We start from the raw sequence: 17,079 nt of genomic DNA, 5'->3' as shown, positions 1-17,079 counted from the left end.
CTACACGCCCATTCCACGAGGCGGTGGACCGTCGGGCACGGCGTGCCCGACACAGTCGGCAGGTCTTCGGACTCGCGGGCACTCGATCGAGTTGGATCGAACCTACTGGCCGTCGCTTCCCAGGCGGATGCCCAGTGCACATGAACGGCGGTCGTTCCTGCTTACCGCTGCGGGACAGTCCCGGATTTTCACCGGGTTCCCTCTCACCCCGACAGCTTGCGCTGACGGAGCTTCGACGCCGGGACCGGTCTTCGGGGCTCCTCATGACCGTGCCGGGCGAACCAGCTGCATCGACCAGCATAAGGCCAACCCTCCCTGAGCAGTCAAGGAGAGTCGGCGAAGGGCGCTATGCGCGTGACATGTAGGAATTCGAGTCCGGTGGTACGCGCGGAAGATTTTCGGAGGAACGTAGATTCTCCGCCATTTCGACAAGCAGATCCTGTGAAGACGGTGAGAGGTCGACGACACGGGAGGTGAGGTTCCGCAGGCGCACGTTGTGCAGCTGTTCGAGGAGGGAGAGGTCTGCCTCGCCACCTGAGATCGCGGGCGGAGTGTGATCGGACGGGGCGTAGAAGTAGTCCGGATGGACCTTGAAGAAGTGGGCGAGGGCGGCAACCACTTCGGGTGACGGATTGGTTCGGACGCCGGTGCGCAGTTGCGACAGGTACGGCGTCGAGATACGGCAGCCGAACTCGGTCATGCCGCGAACGACCATCGCGTTGGTGACGTGAAAGTCGGCAGTCTCGAACAGCGAGTTCAAGCGATCGTTGAACTGGTTCGACATGAGACGGAGCAATGATCAGAACCTGTGGATGGTTCTCGGCGAGGCGGCGTGAGTGGGCGCACCTTCCCGGGAATGATCTGAAATTCCATCAGCTCTGATCAGGACCGGCGTTGGCGCGCTGGTTCGGGAAGGTACGCCCATGCTCACGGTAGTTCAGGATCAGCAATCCTCCAACGACGACAGCGGTGTTGGTCGGTCGTTGCTTGACGAGATCGTTCGCGACGGTGCCCGGCAGATGCTCGCGGCGGCGTTGGCCGCCGAAGTCGCCGCATACATCGAGCAGTTCGCCGAGCATCTCGATGAGCACGGCCGGCGGCTGGTGGTCCGCAACGGCTATCACCACGAGCGTGACGTGCTCACCGCGGCGGGGGCGGTGACGGTGACCGCACCGCGGGTCAACGACCGCCGTGTCGACGCCGAGACCGGTGAACGGCAACGGTTTTCCTCGGCGATCCTGCCGGCGTGGTCACGCAAGTCCCCGCAGATGACCGAGGTGTTGCCGCTGCTGTACCTGCACGGGCTGTCCAGCGGCGACTTCGGTGCGGCGTTGGAGCAGTTCCTCGGCACTGGTGCCGGGCTGTCGGCCTCGACGATCACCCGGCTGACCGCGCAATGGCAGGACGAGGCGAAGGCCTTCGCCGACCGGGATCTCTCGGGCACCGATTTCGTGTACCTATGGGTCGACGGCATCCATCTCAAGGTCCGCCTGGAGCAGGAGAAGCTGTGCTTGCTCGTGATGATCGGCGTCCGCGCCGACGGCCGCAAGGAGCTCGTCGCGCTCACCGATGGGTTCCGGGAGTCCACAGAGTCGTGGGCTGATCTGCTGCGCTCATGCCGACGCCGCGGGATGACCGCCCCGGTGCTGGCCGTCGGTGATGGGGCGCTGGGGTTCTGGAAGGCACTGCGGGAGGTGTTTCCGGATACCCGTGAACAGCGCTGCTGGTTTCACAAGCAGGCCAATGTGCTTGCTGCGCTGCCCAAGTCGGCTCATCCAGGTGCGACCGCGGCGATGCGGGAAATCTACAACGCCGAGGACATCGACAAGGCCCAGGTCGCGATCAAGGCCTTCGAGGTAGATTACGGCGCGAAGTACCCCAAGGCGGTCGCCAAGATCGTCGACGACGCCGACGTGCTCCTGGAGTTCTACCGGTACCCGGCCGAGCACTGGATCCACTTGCGCACTACGAATCCGATCGAATCGACGTTTGCGACCGTGCGGTTGCGAACCAAGGTCACCAAGGGCCCTGGGTCACGCGCAGCGGGGATTGCCATGGCCTACAAGCTGATCGACGCCGCACAAGCCCGCTGGCGGGCGGTCAACGCCCCCCATCTGGTCGCGCTGGTCCGTGCCGGCGCGGTGTTCCACAAAGGCAAGCTGCTCGAACGACCCATCGACATCTCACCCGCTGAGCCCGACGAATCAAGCGAAACGGAGGTCGCCTGAAACACCCTCATCCACAGGTCTTGACAATATCTCCATGAGACGTCCCTTCCCCCGCTACGCACAGGCTCCGTCGGTTCAATTAACTGCATCATAGCCAGTTATCGAACGATTAGCTGTTTCAGATTCTCGCGAAGCGGTCGTTTGCAGGGAAAATCCCTAGGGTAGAAGGTCCCTACTTTGAGTGATCTGGACAAATCGCCATCACGAATCGAACGGCGAACTATTTGCCGGGGAAGGCTATTCCAGACGCGCGGATCAGAGCCAGCCGTTCGACTCGGCGATTCTGACGGCTTCCGCGCGCGTCGACGCACCCGTCTTACCCATCGCGGATGACAGATGATTTCGAACTGTCCCGGCAGACAGGAAGAGCGCCCCTGCGATGGCTGCCACGGGTGCGCCGTCGTGAGCGGCGCGCAGTACTTGGGTCTCACGCTCCGTCAGGGGCGACTCGCCGCTGACGAGGCTGTCGGCCGCAAGGGTGGGATCGACGACGCGCAGTCCGGCGTGGACACGCCTGACCGCGTCGGCAAGCTGCCTGGCGGGGGTGTCCTTGACGACGAACCCGCCGGCCCCGGCGTGCAGGGCTTTACGAAGAAATCCGGGACGGCCGAACGTGGTGACGATCAGAACCCGGGTGTCGGGTGCTGCCTCGCGAAGGGCCGCCGTCGCGGCGATTCCGTCCATGCCGGGCATCTCGACGTCCAAAAGCGCGACGTCCGGGCGGTGTTCGAGAACGGCGGACACCACCTCGTCGCCGCGACCGACCTCGGCCACCACGGACAGGTCGGATTCCAGATCGAGCAGCGCGGCCAAAGCTCCTCGCACGAGCGCCTGATCGTCCGCCAAGAGCAGCCGTATGGTTGCTCGATCGCCCTGGCTGTTCACTCTGTCTCCTGTTCGACTACCTGAAGTGCAAACCCCTGTGGCTGGGGATGAGTGATGATCACTCGTGCGCCCGACGCTCCGGCGCGCTCGCGCAATCCGATCAGACCGTTTCCGGAAGACGTCGACTCGGCCCCTCGTCCGTCGTCGACGACCGACGCACTATTTTCGTCGACCGTGATCCGGCAGTGGGTCGCACCGCTGTGTCGAACGACGTTGGTGACGCCCTCACGGATCGTCCATGCAAAGAGTTCCCGAAGACGCGTGGGAACCATGTCGGTACTGCTCGGCACCTCGTCCTCGATACCAGCCGCACGCAATGCCTCTCGCGCTCGGGCTATCTCGACGGGTAGCGAAATCCCACGAAATCCTTCGACGGCCGAGCGCACGTCTGCCAACGCGTCACGAGAAAGTCTTTCGAGGTCGTCGAGTTCGTTGCGCGCACGTTCGATATCGACATCGAGTAGGCGATTGGCCAGTTCGGCTTTGATCGTGATGACGGTCAGCGAGTGCCCGAGGATGTCGTGCAGATCGCGCGCCATCCTCGTTCGCTCCTCCATGATTGCCCGCTGCTCCTGCTCTTCGCGTTCATGGAGTATGGCGAAGTTGCGGCTGATCAGGGACATGATTCCCCAGGTCGCGAACGCGGCCGCGCAGACTCCGAGTGAGAGTCCGGAGTAGTTTCCCCATCCGGACGAGAGGCTGACTATCTCCACGGAGGCCGCGAACACCAAAGCGAGAATGCCGCCGGCGACGGTCGGCAACAGCGTCACCGCTGTCACCGCGAGGTACGGTGCTGCTGTCAAACCTGTCGGCCCGACGCTCACGATCATCACAGCGGCCAACGCGGTCAAGGCGGACAGAGCCAGTGCAGCTTCGCGAATCGTCGGCCGAGTCATCGTCATTCGACGCCGCTGCTGCGTTGTGGCGAAGGTGTAGAGGTAGAGGGCACTGAAGGCGATCGTCGCGAGAATCCCTGTCCAGCCGCGCAGTTCGTCGCGTAGATTCCATCCCTCGATCAGCGGCCCGCCGAGAAATACCATCCAGACCGCCGCGAAGAGAACGCCGAAACGATTCCGCCGCGGGAGCGCGACGGAATCTTCTCGGTCAGTCGTTTGCGACAACTACACACGCTCCGTATCTCGTTGGAACCGCCAGATCGCTCCGCCGGCGAAGATGGCGAACCACACCAGGATATTGACGATCCAGGTCCAGTGAATGCTATTGCCCGTCAACGGTGCGTGGGCGAGGGCGTTGATGCCGAACATCGGGGTGAACTGTGCGATGGTCGCCCATACGGAACCGTCGGTGAGTGGTACGAAGAGTCCGCCGCCGAATGCGAGCAGAGCCAGTCCCGGTCCGAGCAACTGCATGACGTTCTCACTGGGGAGTAGGTACCCCATGAACAGGCCGAAGGCCGCGAAGATCGACGATCCCAGCCAGGCGATCAATGCCGTTGTGAACCAGAGTGATCCGTCCATCTGCGCCGAGGTGAACGCGCCGACGACGTAGACCACGAGAATCGAGACGAGACCGAGCAGCATCGCCATGATCAGTTTGACGGCGATGTAGGCGACCGGGGTCAGGGGAGTCAGCCGAAGTTGTCGGCTCCACCCGGACGCTCGTTCGATCGAGACCATCGCGCCGCCGCTGGTGGTGGCCAGCATCGCGCCGTACAGGGCCATGCTGATCATGATGTACGCGGCGACATTGCCGTGCCCGATCCCGTGGTCGTCGTCGCCTTGACCGAGACCGAAGACGAGGAAGAAGACAACCGGCATGACGAGCGTGAAGATCATCGTGCGCCGGTTGCGAGTCAGGCGACGAAATTCCAGTCGCAGTAGCGTCGTGTTGAATCCGCCGAGAGGTACGACGGTTCGCTCGGCTCCGTAGGTATTCGCTTCGGTTGCAGTGGTCATCACTTCTGTCCTTCGGAGTTGTTCGACGTGAGTGCGATGAATGCGTCTTCGAGGCCACGCGAGACGATTTCGAGATCGCGAGCCTGCGTATTGGTCAACAGGAACCGTGCAACGGCATCGGTGTCGCCCGAGTGCACGAGTAGCGACTCACCGCGCACCTCGACGGCGTCGGAGTTCGGTATGGCTCGCAGGAGTTCGTCGGTGATGCCTGGAACAGTCGCGCGCAGGGTGCGCCCGGACGCCATCGCCTTGACCTCGGCGGTGGTCCCGTCTGCGACCACGGTGCCTTGCCTGACCAGGATGATGCGGTCGGCGTAGACATCGGCCTCTTCGAGGTAGTGCGTCGCAAAAAGCACAGTGCGACCGTGATCTGCGTCGGCGCGGATGGCGGACCAAAAGTCCCGACGCCCTTCGACGTCCATACCGGTGGTGGGCTCGTCGAGAATGAGCAATTGCGGGTTCGACAGCAACGCCATCGCAAATCGCAACCGCTGTTGTTGTCCGCCTGAGCATTTGCTGACCAGGCGATCGGAGATGTCGAGGATTCCGGCTCTCCCCAGCACTTCGTCGACCGGACGGGATTGGGAGTACAGGCTGGCGGTCAGCTGCACCGTCTCGGCAACCGTCAGCTCTTTCAGTAGTCCGCCGGTCTGCATGACTGCCGAGACGAGTCCGCGGGCAATCGCCGATCGAGGTGACATTCCGAAGACGCTCACCTCGCCTGACGTCGGCCGGGACAGGCCGAGGATCATGTCGATGGTTGTCGTCTTGCCTGCGCCGTTCGGGCCGAGGAACGCGACGATCTCGCCGGGGCGGATGCTCAGGTCGATACCTTTGACGGCGTCGACGGTTCCGAAACTCTTACGAAGTCCGGTCAACCGGACGGCGTCGTGTGCCGATCCTTCAGTGAGTGTGTGCAGTGCCTGTGGTGAATGCCGTGCCTGTGTTGAGGTCATACATAGAATCTGCTCGCTTCGAGGTCGTGATCCCTCGTCCGTCCGTCATTCTTCTGCCATGACATTTGTCATCGGGTCGGCCGGTATCTGTTTCGGTGCAACCTGGCCGAGGCGCGCGAGGACCAACCCCGCGATGATTGCTGCGCCACCTACAGCTTGGAGTGCGGTGACGGATTCCCCGACCAGGATCCACGCGGCGACGACCGCGCACAGCACTTCGGTCAGCGCTACCAGAGACCCGATTGTCGGCCCCAGCAGCGTGATCGCGGCGATGCCGGTGAGATAGGCAATGACAGTGCTGACCAGGACCAGGACCACCACCGGCAGCCACACGTTCACCGAATGGTCTGCCACGACTGCGTTCGAGGCCGAGAACTGGAGGGGGAGGACGCCTACGAGTCCGAGCGCGCCGATGACCACCGCACTGACCGTGAGCCCCGATGCCGCGAGCACAACTGGATGGAGATCACCGTCCGCACGTTCGGAAATGACGAAATAGACTGCAAGGCATGCCGCGGCGGCCAGTCCCCAGGCGACTCCGACGGCACTGATCTCTGCCGATCCGAAGACGTCGATCACCACGGCGGCGCCGATCAAGGCCACCGCCGCACCGAGAAGCGTCTGCACGCTCGGACGCGCGCCCTTGGTTATCCACACCCACCCGATGACGATGATCGGTGCAAGGTACTCGAGAAGCAATGCGACGCCGACCGAAAGATGTTGCACGGCATTGAAGAAGCACAGTTGAACGCCCGAGATCGCGAACACCCCGTACAGCAGTACCGTTCGCGTGTGGGTGCTCACCTGTCGTAGGCGAGGCCATTGGGTGGCTACGGCGATCACCATCATCACCAGTGCGCCGCCGGCAACGCGCGCGAACACTGCGCCGCCGGGGGACCACCCTGATTCGATGAGAGATTTCGCGAACGGGCCCGATACGCCGAACGTTGCCGCGGACAGCAGAGCGAAGATCAAGCCGTTGCGAGAGTTCACGTCGTCACCCGTCAGGAGTAAAAGCGATTACGATGCTGACATTAGGTTGATACGGCTCAGGAGTCAAAGTGCATTTTGCTGGTGACACGGAATCGGCGCTCGTCTTCGCCGCGTCGTTGGTCAACACGGCCCGCGGCGGGGCCGAACTGCTTCCGGATCAAGAGGAGCTGACACGGTTTCTCGACGCGGATCGCTGGACCGGCAGGCGGGACGGCACACCGGAGGAATTGACGGCGGTTCGTGCGCTGCGTCCACGACTGCGAAAGTTCTGGGAAGCCGCGGGAGTGGACGACGCCGTCGAGGTGGTGAACACACTGCTACTCGAATCGGGCGCGAGGCCGCGGCTCACCAGGCACGATGATCTCGGCTGGCACCTGCACGTCACCGCTGACGATTCGCCACTGGTGGACCGGATGGCCGCAGAAGCGGCGATGGGTGTGCTCGATCTGATCCGAACCGACGAATTCTCGAGGTTGCGATGGTGCGAGGCCCCGGACTGCGAAGCGGTCTTCGTGGATTTGTCGCGCAATCGTTCGAAGCGATACTGCGACACCGGAAACTGTGGGAACAGGGCGCACGTCGCCGCCTATCGTGCCCGTAAATCCGGGGCGTGACCAAGCGGCGTTCGGAGGGATAGAACCAGGCTGAGTGAATACCTTGTCGGGAGCCAGGATCGGTCTAGCGTTGTGAATTCGGAACAGATTTCGCGAAGCCAGGAGGATGGTCGGTGGCCGATCGTAGGCGTCCACTCAAGACGATGACCGGTGTCAGCGGGGCGGTGAGTATCTACGACGCCGCGATCGATCCGACGACTTCGACGGTCGCGTCCGCGATCGACGTCGCAAAGACGGCCGAGGCGAACAAGATCGATGGACTGTTTGCCGCCGACCTGCTGAGTTTCGGTGCGCAGGGCGCGATCGGTGCGCAGGAGCCGTTGATCTTCCTTGCCGCGCTGAGTGCGGTCACCACCCATGTGGGGCTCATCGCCACCGTCACGACGACGTTTCATCACCCATTCAACCTGGCACGGTTGTTCGGCACCCTGGACCACGTCAGCAATGGTCGAGCCGCATGGAATGCCGTCACTTCCTCACTCGGAGAAGAGAACTACAGCGACCTGGACCTGCCGAGTCCGGAGGAGCGGTACGCCCGAGCGGCCGAATCGCTCGAGGTGGTCAACGCGCTCTTCGACAGCTGGAAGCCCGGCGCCTTGATCCGGGGAGAGGGCTCTGCGGTGCTGGATCCGTCGAGGGTGGTCCCCATCGAGCACCGAGGCAAGTACTTCACCGTGCAGGGGCCGTTGAACATTCCATCCCTGCCGCAGCGTCGTCCGGTCCAATTCCAGGCAGGCCAATCTGCCGGGGGTATCGAACTGGGTGCTCGCTTCGCGGAGGTCGTATTCACTTCTCTCGCAACCTTCGAGGACGCGGTCACCTACACGAAGACGATCCGCGCCAGGGCGGCAGAGTTGGGGCGTGGGGACGAACTGCCACTGATTTTCAGCTCGTTCCACGCAACGTACGGCGCTACCGAAGCCGAAGTCGAACGATTGGTCAGAGAAGCCGAGGAATCGACGGACTTCGACGCCGGACGCACCAGGCTTGCCGACATGTTCGGCGGTGACGTGGATTTCTCGGAATTGCCGCTGGATCGGCCGATCCCGGAGTCGTTGTTGCCGGACCCGTCGTCGGTGAATCGACGACGGGGCCGGGTCGAGATCTTCGGCAAGCTCGCATCACTAGGAAAGACTCTGCGTGAGTTGATCATCGCGTCCAAGGACACCGGCCACTGGGCAGCGGCGGGCACCCCGGAACAGCTCGCGGACGCGATCGAGGAACGATACGACGCGGGCGTACTCGACGTCATCACGCTCGGTGACCTTGCCGATCCGCGTACACGCGATTTCGTCACGAACGGGCTGCTGCCGGAGCTGCGCAAGCGCGGAATCGTGGGATCCGACTACGTCGGCGGTACCTTTCGCGAAAACCTCGAGTTGCCACCGCTGCCACCGGTTTCCGGTGTCTAGTTGTTGGAAGCGAGTGAGCGCATGAAGAACATGAGGTTGGCCGGTCTTTCCGCGAGGCGACGCATGAAGTAGCCGTACCACTGGCTGCCGTAGGGAACGTAGACCCGCAGGTGATTGCCTTCGGCTACCAATCTGCGTTGTTCGCCGTCGCGGATGCCGTAGAGCATCTGAAACTCGAAATCCTCGGCTGTGCGTTCGGTCAATGTGGCGAGTTCGAGGGCGGCGTCGATCATGGTGGGATCGTGGGAGGCGACCATCGGGTACCCGTCACCTTCCATCAAGACCTTCAGGCAACGCAGGTACGACGCGTCGACTTCGCCGGCCTTTTGGAACGCGACGCCGGCCGGTTCCTTGTATGCACCCTTGCACAGCCGAATTCGTGAACCTGATCCGGAGAAGTGCCGGCAGTCGGCCTCGGTGCGGTGTAGATACGCCTGCAGGACCGTGCCGAGCGTCGGGAAGTCGCGGCGCAACTCTTCGACGATGGACAGTGTCGAGTCGGTGGTGGTGTGATCCTCCGCATCGGCGGTGACCCACGCGCCCACTTCGTCTGCCGCTGTGACGATTCGGTGAGCGTTCGCCAGGGCGATCTTCTCGCCGTCACCGGGAAGTGACTGCCCCAACGCGGAGAGCTTGAGCGAAACCTCCAGGGAGTGTTGCGTCCCGGCAATCTCGGAAAGCGTTGCGTACGAGCGGAGAAGGGAGAGATAGGCATCGACGGTAGCTGTTGCCTGAGCCGGATCGGTGGTGTCCTCGCCGAGGTAGTCGACCGTCACGAACCGGCCACTGGTGAGGATGTTGCGCACCGCTGACATCGCTGCGGGTTCCGCGTCCCCGGCGACGAACCTGTCTACAAGCTTGCGGGTCAAGGTCATCCCGGAGACTGTCTTCTCCAGTCGCGACGAGCGTGCCGCCGCGAGGAGCACCGGGCGCAGTGGGTTGCTCAGCGAGACGGCACTCATCAACGGTTCTCGCTCTCGGCTGGATCGACGTCCTGGTGGGGGTAACGATGATCGGTGGGAGGAACGAAGGTTTCCTTGACGGTGCGTGTCGACGCCCAACGGAGCAGATTCTGCGGCGAACCGGCCTTGTCGTTGGTACCCGAAGCCCGCGCACCTCCGAAGGGTTGTTGTCCGACTACCGCTCCCGTCGGCTTGTCGTTGACGTAGAAGTTTCCGGCGGCGAACCGCAGACCATGATGAGCTTGATCGACGGCCGCACGGTCGGTGGCGATCACGGCGCCGGTCAGGGCGTAAGCGGATCCGCTGTCGACGCGCGCGAGGATGTCGGCGTAGGCATTCGGTGCGGAGTCGTCGTAGACGTGAAGCGAAAGGATGGGACCGAAGTACTCGGTGCTGAAGGCTTCGTCGCTCGGGTCGTCACCGAGTAGGACCGTCGGTGAGATGAAGAATCCTTCACGGTCGTCGTAGTCGCCGCCTGCTGCGATGGTGAGGCTGCTGGTCGACTTGGCGCGGACGATCGCGGCGGCGTTTCGGTCGAACGAACGTTGGTCGATGACGGCGCCGCCGAAGTTCGTCAGGTCGGTGACGTCTCCGTACTTCAGCGACGACACAGTGTCGATGAACGTGTCGCCCATCTTGGCCCACAACGACTTCGGGATGAACGCCCGTGATGCGGCCGAACATTTCTGGCCCTGGTAGTCGAAGGCCCCGCGAATCAATGCCGTCGTGAGTACGTCCGGGTCAGCGGAACTGTGTGCGAGTACAAAATCCTTGCCGCCGGTTTCGCCGACGAGACGCGGATACGTCCGGTAGTTCGAGATGTTGGCTCCGACCTCACGCCACAAACGCTGGAACGTTGCGGTGGATCCGGTGAAGTGGATACCCGCCAGTCGGGGGTCGGCAAGCGCGACCTCGGACACCAAGGGGCCGTCGCCGAGAACAAGATTGATCACCCCGGGCGGGAGGCCGGCAGCTTCGAGTAGTTGCATTGTCAGGTACGCCGCGACGGCCTGCGTCGGTGACGGCTTCCAGATCACGGTGTTGCCCATCAGGGCCGGTGCTGTGGGGAGATTTCCGGCGATGGCGGTGAAATTGAAGGGAGTGATCGCGTAGACGAAACCTTCGAGTGGACGATATTCGACGCGATTCCACACTCCCGGAGCGGAAACGGGTTGGTCGGCGAGTATCTGACGTGCGAACGCGACGTTGAAACGCCAGAAGTCGATCAGTTCGCAGGGCGCGTCGATCTCGGCCTGGTATGCGGTCTTCGACTGGCCGAGCATTGTTGCGGCGGCGATGGTTTCGCGCCACGGGCCGGAAAGTAGATCGGCGGCGCGGAGGAAGACCGCAGCGCGGTCGTCGAACGAGAGGTCGCGCCAGGCCGGGGCGGCGAGTGTAGCGGCGTCGATGGCATCACGAACATCCGAGTGCGTTGCGTCCGCATACGATCCGAGCACCGAACTGTGACGGTGTGGTTGAACAACGCTCTCTCGCTTACCTTCCGCAGTTCGGTGGATGCCGCCGATGACCTGCCTGATGTCGGTCGGCGATTCGGCCAGTTCGGTCAGTTTCGTACGGAGGCGCGATCGTTCCGGGCTTCCCGGCGCGTAATTGTTCACCGGTTCGTTGGCTGGGTGGGGGACATTGGTAACGGCGTCCATGACGATCCTTCGGCAGACTCAGGAGTGGGCAGTTGTCGTGTCGTGAACCAGTCAAGTCGAAAGACGTCGGCGAGTAATCCGCTGAGCGGCCAAACATCGGTGTCCGTGTTTGTCCGATCGGCTGAACCGTTTTCGCAGGAAAATGCACTATTCTCGAAGTTGAGGCATTGCGACGGTCCGGAGAGTGGGTGGTACGTGTCTATCCGTGGGGTCAGGCTCGACGCGGTCCTTCGGGCGCTGGGCGGAGCTTTTGTCGAGCTCGTCCTCGCGCCGTCAGGTGATGACGTCTTCGTCGACTCCGTGGTGTTCGCAGAGGTCGGGGACCTCACGCGCCCCAGAACCGCGGCCGTCGAATCCTCTGAGCTCTGGCTCGCTGTCGGTATCGGCGCAGCCGAATTGGCGGCCTGGCTGAACCGCCTCGATCAGAAGGGATCAGCGCCTCGGGCCGTCATGTCGAAGGAGGCCTCGGACACGTCGGTGCGTGCGGCGGCACAGCGCGCCGGAATCGCCTTGATAGCGGTCCATCCGGATGCTCGTTGGGATCGATTGTTCACGACCATCCGGGGCGTGCTCGATCATTCGGTGTCCCGACAGGATTCGGACGACATCGTATTCGGTAGTGACACAGACTTGTTCGAGCTGGCGCAGAACGTCGCCGCAATCACGCGGGGGATGGTCAGCATCGAGGACGAGCATTCCCACGTCTTGGCCTATTCGGCATCGGGAGATGCTGCGGACGAGCTACGTCGGCAATCAATCCTCGGCCGCGAAGGACCTCGCGAATACCTCCGAAAGCTACAGGAGTGGGGCGTCTTCGAGAGCCTGCGGCGAAGTGACGACGTAGTGGAGGTGCCCGCTCACGACGACCTTGCGATCAGGCGACGGTTGGTGGTTCCGATTCGGAGAATATCCGACAATGTCAAGGGGGAGAGCGGTTTCAGCTCTGATCTTCTCGGCACGATCTGGGTGCAGGAAGGCCCGGTTCCCATTGCCGGCGATGCCGACAGCGTGCTCCGCGGTGCCGCGGCCGTTGCTGCTCGGCTGATTTCGCGCATCCGAGACGCGCCGAGTAACGAGGCGATACAGATTCAGCGGTTGCTCGGGGTTCGCGGCGGCGGTGTCGACGTTCCTTCGCTCGCGGCCTCGTTGACCATCCCGATGTCCGGACCGGCGATGGTGGTCGGAGTGGCGAGTATCGGAAACGGTGGGCTGCCGTCTTCGGGCGAACTCGTGTCGTCTTTGCGACTGCACGCCAGCGCCTTTCAGCGTGAATCGCTGGTGAGTACCGTCGGCACCCGGATCTATGTGCTGTTTCCGCGAACCCAATCCGTGAAATCCACAGTCTCGTGGACCCGCGAAGTTGTCGCGCGTTTGGACAAGGTGTCGCCTTCGGGGCTACGGGCCGCGGTCTCGTCGCCGGTTTCGACGCTTGCGGAGGTGGCCCAGGCTCGGGCCGAAGTGGATCGGGTCTTGGACGGAACGTCGGGGGATGTTCGTGTGACCACCCTCGCGGACTCGCGCACACCGGTGCTGCTGGGCGAAATCATGGACACCATTGCGGCCGACGAGCAACTGCACGATCCGAGAGTCGACGCCCTGGACGTCTACGACAGACGCAACGGGTCGAACATGCGCGAAAGCATCTCCGTTTACCTCGCACATTCGGGCGATGTCCGACGTGCATCCGAGCAGCTTCGGATTCACCCGAACACCCTCAGGTATCGGATCAAGAGGGTCGAGGAGATCACGGATACCGACCTCTCCGAGCCGTCGGCCAGGCTGTTGATGGAGATTCAGTTGGCGGCGTCTGCTCGGGCAGTGAGTTCGCCGAACCTGTCGGACCCCAGCAGTACTCTTCGCGAATGATCGACTCAGCGAAGGTGCCAGGCGCAGCGCGCGCGTATTTCGACGGCGGCGACGTCCGCGGCGTTTTCACCGAAGACGCAGTGGTTCGTGACGACGGCCGGACGTATGTCGGGATCGAAGAAATCGTGGCGTGGAAGTCGGCCGTGTCGACGGCGTTCACCTTCACCCAGAAGATCGAGTCGGTCAACACCCCAGGCTCGGCCGTTGTCGTGTCGGTGAAGGTCGAGGGTGATTTTCCCGGAAGCCCCGTCCAGTTACATCACCATTTCACTCTCGACGGTGATCGGATTTCCGCTCTCACGGTGTGCCCCTGATGCCCACCGCTGACGAACTGCTCGGGAAATCCGTCGTCGCCGATCTGGCAGGCTGTCTAGAGCGAGCCTCCGGTCACACACGCCTCGCCCTCGTTCGGGGTAGTACATCCGAATTCGACGGTATGAGTCTCGGCGAACGTACGCGCGTTGTGCGGGACGCGATGACTGCCGAACTGCCTCAGGATCTTCCGGCCTTCGCCGAGATCATCCGCCGTGCGCTTTCAGAAGAGACCTTCACCGGTTGGATGATCTGGCCGGTGACCGAAGCCGTCGCCGTCACGGCGACACGAAGTGGCTCCGAGTCGGATTTCGACGAGGGAATGGCTCTGCTTGCCGAGTTGACGTCGCGTCTGACGGCCGAATTCGCAATTCGCTCATTTCTCGAAACGAACCTTGACCGTTCGCTGGCGATCGCACTCACCTGGACCGGCCATGAAGACGAACACGTCCGGCGCTTGGCGACCGAAGGCACTCGTACTCGTTTGCCCTGGGGAAGACGAGTGAAAGAATTGACGGCGCGTCCCGAGTCGACAATCGTCATTCTCGACGAGCTGTATCGGGATGATTCGGAATATGTACGACGTTCGGTCGCAAACCATCTCAACGATCTCAGTCGTGCTGACGCTGGGCTCGCAGTATCGACTGCGAAGCGTTGGCTGCAGACACCGGATGCCAACACACTGAAAATCGTCAAACATGCATTGCGGACGTTGATCAAGGCCGGCGATCCAGATGCTCTGTCCCTCTTGGGGTTCTCGCCGCCCACCGACGTCGTGGTCGAGGGGTTCGTCATCGACCGCGAAACAGTTGATGCGGGTGGAGAACTCACCTTCGACTTCGCCGTCACGAACAATGGCAGCGAGTCCGTCACCGTCGTGATCGATTACATCGTCCACCACGTGAAGGCCAACGGGCAGACGACGCCCAAGGTCTTCAAACTGACAACACGAACGCTGGAACCCGGGGTGCCGGCCCGTATCGCGAAGAGGCATTCCTTCAAACCGATCAGCACCCGGAAGTACTACGCCGGCGAACATGCCGTCGAGGTGCAGATCAACGGCGTACGCCAGGTGCGAGGTGTATTCCGTTTGGACGCGTGAGGAGATCCGGCCTAGACGCGGAGACTGGCAAATATCGGGATCGGGGCTATGCGGACCGTCGTCCAGATCAACACGAGTGTCAAGATCACAGCCGGTGACCAGCGCAACTGATGCCAGAGCACGACGGGTCTTCCACGGGTGCGGGCGGTCGTCCACGAGACGTACGTGAACGCCAGTGCAAGCAGCATCACGAGGCCAAAGGCATTGAAACGCATCGCTGCACCGAAATCGCCGTGGATGAGGCTGTACACCATCCGAGTGCTACCGCAACCGGGACAATTGACGTTGAACAGCGCTTTGGTCGGACAAACGGGAATGACCCCACCAGGTGTGGTGGGGTCACTCCAGGAGATGAAGGCGCACAGCGCAATTGCCGTGAACGCAACTGCCGCTGGCGCCTTCAGTGCGGCGAGTCGTGATATGTCATCGTTCTCGGTGTCACCACAATTCGGTGTCATTGCAGTTCGGTGTTTGGCCGTCGATCAGTGTCGCCGGTCGGCGTCGGCGGTCACAGGGAACTCGATCCGGCAAGGACGACGACAAAAAGGAAGTACAGAACAGCGACGGCAACACCTGCGCCGACTGACCACAAGGCGAACTTCTTGGCATCGTCAGCTGATTTTCGCGCAGCGTCGAACTGACCTTGCGCCCACAAAGTGTTGACCTGGCTTGATTTGACGATCGAGACGATGCCGAGCGGGAGGCAGCAGAACACTGTCACGAGAATCGCCCAGACCAGATTGTTGTCCGGCGGAGGGCCGACCGGTTGTTGCTGGCCGTAGTACGGGTTCTGCGTCATTGGTCACCTAGCGTTCGGAGAAACAGGGCGTTCGGAGAAACACCCTCTGACGTGCGAAGAGCACGGGCAGGTGACAACATAATCCGTTTCCGAGTGAGTCAGTATCGACTGTTCGTATGACAGAGAATCCGGTTGATTTCTGATTCGGAAGGCGATCCCGAAGACGTCAGCGCATGACCTGTACCTGCTCGGCGATGTCAGCGGCCAGGGCCATCGCAGTCAGAGCGAGGCCGTTGTTGAGGTCGTATCGCAGATGCCCGACATGGCCGTCCTGGACAGCGCGGACTCGTTTCCACGTGGGCGACTCGGCTTCCACAGCGTCGGGGTTCTGTAGCAAGACGAAGTCGGCCTGGTCGAAGATCGCAAGCTCCTCGAGGCTGTAGAAAGTCGAATCCTTCCGATCAGGTGCGGCATGGGCAGCGTCGGTCAAGACGTTCAAGCCGAGGTCCTGCGCAACCGAGACGGCGAACGTGTTGTTCTGCAGCCAGATCTGACCGCTGTCTGCGCCGGCGATCGCAATCGACTTGCCTTCGAGGAGACCACCGATCTTGGCCCGCGCTTGCGCAAGTTCGGCGTTGTATCGGCGATGACGCGTTCGGCGACTTCGCGGCGATCGAGAGCCGTGAGCTGCGCGGTCATGGCCTGCTTCCACGACGAGCCCGTCGTGCCCTCGTCGACGACGAGCACCGGTGCGATGTCAGTGCCGAGCAGGCCCTTGTCCTGGTAGTAATCCCACCAGCCTTTCCCGACGACCAAAAGATCGGGGTCGTGGCTCAGTATCGATTCGGCATTCGGTTCGTTGTTCGTCCCACCGAGGCGAGCCGCGCCGGCGGGTACCTGGCGCATGAGTTGAGACTTCGGATCCCAATTGGTCGCGACGATCGGGTACTCGGCAAGTAGTGCAAAATCGAGGGCGCCTCGAGCTTCGAGTACCACGACGCGCTTGGGGTCCCGCGGGAGGCGGTAGGCCTGGTCCGCGACGACGATGTCGACCCACTCGTCGGAGGCTTCGGTGCCGCTGGATTCGCTCGAACATGCAGAGAGTGCGCCTAGTGCACCGAGCGCCGCCGCACCGGCCAGGAATCCGCGTCGTGTCAAGGAATCGATCAGACGGGTGAACTCGCCGTCCACATCTCTTGTCGACTGCAAGGGGGTATCGGTCGCAAAAGGGGACACCGTCGGGTGGAAGGTTTCGGTCGATTCGATCACAGGCATGAGAAGGCGCAGCTCCATCTGATGTTCCGGGCATTGGCAGGTGCCTGACCAACGTATTCGAATTCCGTAGCCGCAGCCTTGCTCGAAAGCGCCAATCGCTCAGCGGATTTGGCCATTCGTCACGGGCTCGTGCCACGGGACTCTCCCCTCGGATTCGG

The 17,079-nt window shown here is 62.4% G+C and carries 18 protein-coding genes and 1 riboswitch; of the genes, 6 read left to right on the top strand and 12 right to left on the bottom strand.

Annotation, left to right across the window (positions count from 1 at the left end; genetic code table 11):
- Positions 1 to 40 precede the first annotated feature (40 nt).
- Positions 41 to 265: riboswitch (cobalamin riboswitch) on the bottom strand.
- A gap of 81 nt (positions 266 to 346) precedes the next feature.
- On the bottom strand, positions 347 to 784 hold the full coding sequence (locus A0W34_RS22870; protein WP_003940179.1) for a helix-turn-helix domain-containing protein: 438 nt from the start codon (positions 782 to 784) through the stop codon (positions 347 to 349).
- Between the two features lie 139 nt (positions 785 to 923).
- Here A0W34_RS22870 and A0W34_RS22865 point away from each other — a divergent pair, with 139 nt between their 5' ends.
- A complete protein-coding gene (locus A0W34_RS22865; RefSeq protein ID WP_042927240.1) occupies positions 924 to 2,228 on the top strand; it encodes an IS256-like element ISRer3 family transposase in 1,305 nt (434 codons plus the stop codon).
- A gap of 255 nt (positions 2,229 to 2,483) precedes the next feature.
- On the opposite strand, the gene A0W34_RS22860 is transcribed toward A0W34_RS22865, so the two are convergent.
- From A0W34_RS22860 to A0W34_RS22840, 5 genes are read right to left on the bottom strand one after another with little or no spacing between them, the layout of a single operon-like run.
- The gene (locus A0W34_RS22860) at positions 2,484 to 3,113 is read right to left on the bottom strand and encodes a response regulator transcription factor (protein ID WP_003940330.1); all 630 of its coding nucleotides are present in this window, start codon (positions 3,111 to 3,113) and stop codon (positions 2,484 to 2,486) included.
- Entirely contained in the window at positions 3,110 to 4,234 is a 1,125-nt protein-coding gene (locus tag A0W34_RS22855; RefSeq protein WP_003940336.1) for a sensor histidine kinase, read from the bottom strand. Before A0W34_RS22855 ends, A0W34_RS22860 begins: the two co-directional genes overlap by 4 nt.
- The gene (locus tag A0W34_RS22850) at positions 4,235 to 5,029 is read right to left on the bottom strand and encodes an ABC transporter permease (protein ID WP_019745005.1); all 795 of its coding nucleotides are present in this window, start codon (positions 5,027 to 5,029) and stop codon (positions 4,235 to 4,237) included.
- A complete protein-coding gene (locus A0W34_RS22845; protein ID WP_003940598.1) occupies positions 5,029 to 5,985 on the bottom strand; it encodes an ABC transporter ATP-binding protein in 957 nt (318 codons plus the stop codon). The genes A0W34_RS22850 and A0W34_RS22845 overlap by 1 nt, the downstream gene beginning before the upstream one ends.
- Before the next feature lie 45 nt (positions 5,986 to 6,030).
- Complete coding sequence (locus tag A0W34_RS22840) at positions 6,031 to 6,978, bottom strand: EamA family transporter (protein ID WP_003940332.1); 948 nt, start codon at positions 6,976 to 6,978, stop codon at positions 6,031 to 6,033.
- Between the two features lie 68 nt (positions 6,979 to 7,046).
- Here A0W34_RS22840 and A0W34_RS22835 point away from each other — a divergent pair, with 68 nt between their 5' ends.
- A complete protein-coding gene (locus A0W34_RS22835) occupies positions 7,047 to 7,592 on the top strand; it encodes a CGNR zinc finger domain-containing protein (RefSeq protein ID WP_003939872.1) in 546 nt (181 codons plus the stop codon).
- 113 nt (positions 7,593 to 7,705) lie between these two features.
- Positions 7,706 to 9,004 carry an NtaA/DmoA family FMN-dependent monooxygenase gene (locus A0W34_RS22830; protein ID WP_198035667.1) on the top strand — a complete coding sequence of 433 codons (1,299 nt, stop codon included), beginning with the start codon at positions 7,706 to 7,708 and terminating at the stop codon, positions 9,002 to 9,004.
- On the opposite strand, the gene A0W34_RS22825 is transcribed toward A0W34_RS22830, so the two are convergent.
- Positions 9,001 to 9,966: a proline dehydrogenase family protein gene (locus A0W34_RS22825; RefSeq protein WP_081558330.1), complete on the bottom strand. Its 966-nt coding sequence runs from the start codon at positions 9,964 to 9,966 to the stop codon at positions 9,001 to 9,003. The genes A0W34_RS22830 and A0W34_RS22825 overlap by 4 nt on opposite strands.
- Positions 9,966 to 11,627 (bottom strand): L-glutamate gamma-semialdehyde dehydrogenase, encoded by a 1,662-nt coding sequence (gene pruA / locus A0W34_RS22820; RefSeq protein ID WP_081558329.1) that lies wholly within the window; start codon positions 11,625 to 11,627, stop codon positions 9,966 to 9,968. The genes A0W34_RS22825 and pruA overlap by 1 nt, the downstream gene beginning before the upstream one ends.
- Positions 11,628 to 11,822: 195 nt before the next feature.
- Between pruA and A0W34_RS22815 the strand changes: the two genes are divergently transcribed.
- Genes A0W34_RS22815 through A0W34_RS22805 form a run of 3 tightly spaced genes read left to right on the top strand, consistent with a single transcriptional unit; the run spans position 11,823 to position 14,907 of the window.
- Complete coding sequence (locus A0W34_RS22815; RefSeq protein WP_065351309.1) at positions 11,823 to 13,493, top strand: PucR family transcriptional regulator; 1,671 nt, start codon at positions 11,823 to 11,825, stop codon at positions 13,491 to 13,493.
- A complete protein-coding gene (locus tag A0W34_RS22810) occupies positions 13,490 to 13,807 on the top strand; it encodes a nuclear transport factor 2 family protein (RefSeq protein WP_007733586.1) in 318 nt (105 codons plus the stop codon). The genes A0W34_RS22815 and A0W34_RS22810 overlap by 4 nt, the downstream gene beginning before the upstream one ends.
- Positions 13,807 to 14,907 carry a DNA alkylation repair protein gene (locus A0W34_RS22805; RefSeq protein WP_081558328.1) on the top strand — a complete coding sequence of 367 codons (1,101 nt, stop codon included), beginning with the start codon at positions 13,807 to 13,809 and terminating at the stop codon, positions 14,905 to 14,907. The genes A0W34_RS22810 and A0W34_RS22805 overlap by 1 nt, the downstream gene beginning before the upstream one ends.
- Before the next feature lie 11 nt (positions 14,908 to 14,918).
- Here the strand turns inward: A0W34_RS22805 and A0W34_RS22800 are convergent, their stop codons facing one another.
- The 4 genes from A0W34_RS22800 to A0W34_RS22790 all read right to left on the bottom strand — a co-directional run bounded on the left by A0W34_RS22800 (position 14,919) and on the right by A0W34_RS22790 (position 16,921).
- Positions 14,919 to 15,365 carry a DUF2752 domain-containing protein gene (locus A0W34_RS22800; protein WP_051649551.1) on the bottom strand — a complete coding sequence of 149 codons (447 nt, stop codon included), beginning with the start codon at positions 15,363 to 15,365 and terminating at the stop codon, positions 14,919 to 14,921.
- Positions 15,366 to 15,415: 50 nt separating this feature from the next.
- Entirely contained in the window at positions 15,416 to 15,706 is a 291-nt protein-coding gene (locus A0W34_RS22795) for a CD225/dispanin family protein (protein ID WP_003940575.1), read from the bottom strand.
- 166 nt (positions 15,707 to 15,872) lie between these two features.
- Entirely contained in the window at positions 15,873 to 16,145 is a 273-nt protein-coding gene (locus tag A0W34_RS33460; RefSeq protein ID WP_232329907.1) for a hypothetical protein, read from the bottom strand.
- The gene (locus A0W34_RS22790; protein ID WP_232329906.1) at positions 16,142 to 16,921 is read right to left on the bottom strand and encodes an ABC transporter substrate-binding protein; all 780 of its coding nucleotides are present in this window, start codon (positions 16,919 to 16,921) and stop codon (positions 16,142 to 16,144) included. Before A0W34_RS22790 ends, A0W34_RS33460 begins: the two co-directional genes overlap by 4 nt.
- Positions 16,922 to 17,079 lie beyond the last annotated feature (158 nt).

Origin of the sequence: Rhodococcus sp. BH4 (assembly GCF_002079265.1) — a bacterium.
GTDB classification, from domain to species: domain Bacteria; phylum Actinomycetota; class Actinomycetes; order Mycobacteriales; family Mycobacteriaceae; genus Rhodococcus_F; species Rhodococcus_F qingshengii.
This window is presented reverse-complemented; position numbering and strand designations above follow the sequence as displayed.